Here is a 1,109-nt window from a genome sequence, read left to right on the forward strand (position 1 = left end):
AAGAACAAAATTCTACAACTAAATCAACCACAATTAGAAGTACAACCAAAAAATACTAGTACGTATTTTAATTGACATATACACAGATTATAGATTATTATACAAGACCAATGAAAGATAAATAATGGATTTTGAATTTGAAGAATTTGATTCTGCTGAAGACATATTTATTGCCATGTCAACAATGGCCCCGCCAATGAAAAATATATTGCCAGTAAACTCGTACAAAGGATACATTTTTTCAATAATACCTCTGACCCCAGCTTCAGGAAATTCATATTTGATGATATATGTAAAAGGAAAACTTGATGGAAAGTTATTAGAGTTTGACATGAATCTAAAAAAATTCAAGAGTGTAGAAACTGCAGAAAGATCAGACAAGATCTATTTTGTGGTCCTGACCCCTAAATCAAATACCATTGCAGACGCAGCAATTAGAATATTAGAGAAAAAATCTATCTAGTGTAAGAAGGAGCATTTACGGATCTGCTTCTAGTATATTTTTCCATTATATCTTCTGGAAGTGTACCATTGAACAGATCCTTAGACAAACCTCTTAGATAGCGCATTATTGCCCATGTTCCGGCTTTGATCATGCCATACATGACAAGTTTCATTGGAGGACCAAAAGTTTTGTTTCTAATAATTATAGGTATTATATCATTAATGACTCGTAGATTGTGTTCCCAAGATTTCCAGAATAATGTAAATTGAGCTTCATTGAGGTTACCAAAGTGCATGGAATTCTTTTCATTAAAGTCTTGATACAACAAGGGAGCAACAAGACCACGCATTCTTGTTTGCTTGAAATCTTCAATCAAATCTATAGTGTATTGAGTTTCATCAGGCGTCTCGTCTGGCCAACCAATTATGATAGTTGCTGCCGGGAACCAATGATTCTCATTTAATATCCTGGCACCTTCTCTGACAACCCAACCCCATTCATCTGTAGAAAATGGTTTTGTTTTTACACCAAGATGTTTCTTAACCATTCTTGGTGCAACAGATTCAATTCCTAGGTTTGTGGCAAGCCATTTTTCATTNCTGCTGGGAACCAATGATTCTCATTTAATATCCTAGCACCTTCTCTGACAACCCAACCCCATTCA

General features: G+C 34.9%; 1 protein-coding gene and 1 pseudogene. One reads left to right on the plus strand and one right to left on the minus strand.

Annotated features, from left to right (window positions below; translation table 11 throughout):
• Positions 1-124: 124 nt before the first annotated feature.
• Positions 125-463, plus strand: a complete 339-nt coding sequence (locus DYY66_RS02985; protein ID WP_166286091.1) for a hypothetical protein — start codon at positions 125-127, stop codon at positions 461-463.
• On the opposite strand, the pseudogene DYY66_RS02990 reads toward DYY66_RS02985, so the two are convergent.
• A pseudogene (locus DYY66_RS02990) lies at positions 456-1,043 on the minus strand (radical SAM protein); the annotation flags it as partial. The gene DYY66_RS02985 and the pseudogene DYY66_RS02990 overlap by 8 nt on opposite strands.
• Positions 1,044-1,109: the final 66 nt, after the last annotated feature.

Origin of the sequence: Candidatus Nitrosotalea sp. FS (assembly GCF_011319475.1) — an archaeon.
Taxonomy (GTDB): Archaea; Thermoproteota; Nitrososphaeria; order Nitrososphaerales; family Nitrosopumilaceae; genus Nitrosotalea.

Coding starts and splice junctions, on each gene's coding strand:
- DYY66_RS02985 (WP_166286091.1), top strand. CDS start 125: ATGGATTTTGAATTTGAAGAATTTGATTCTGCTGAAGACATATTTATT.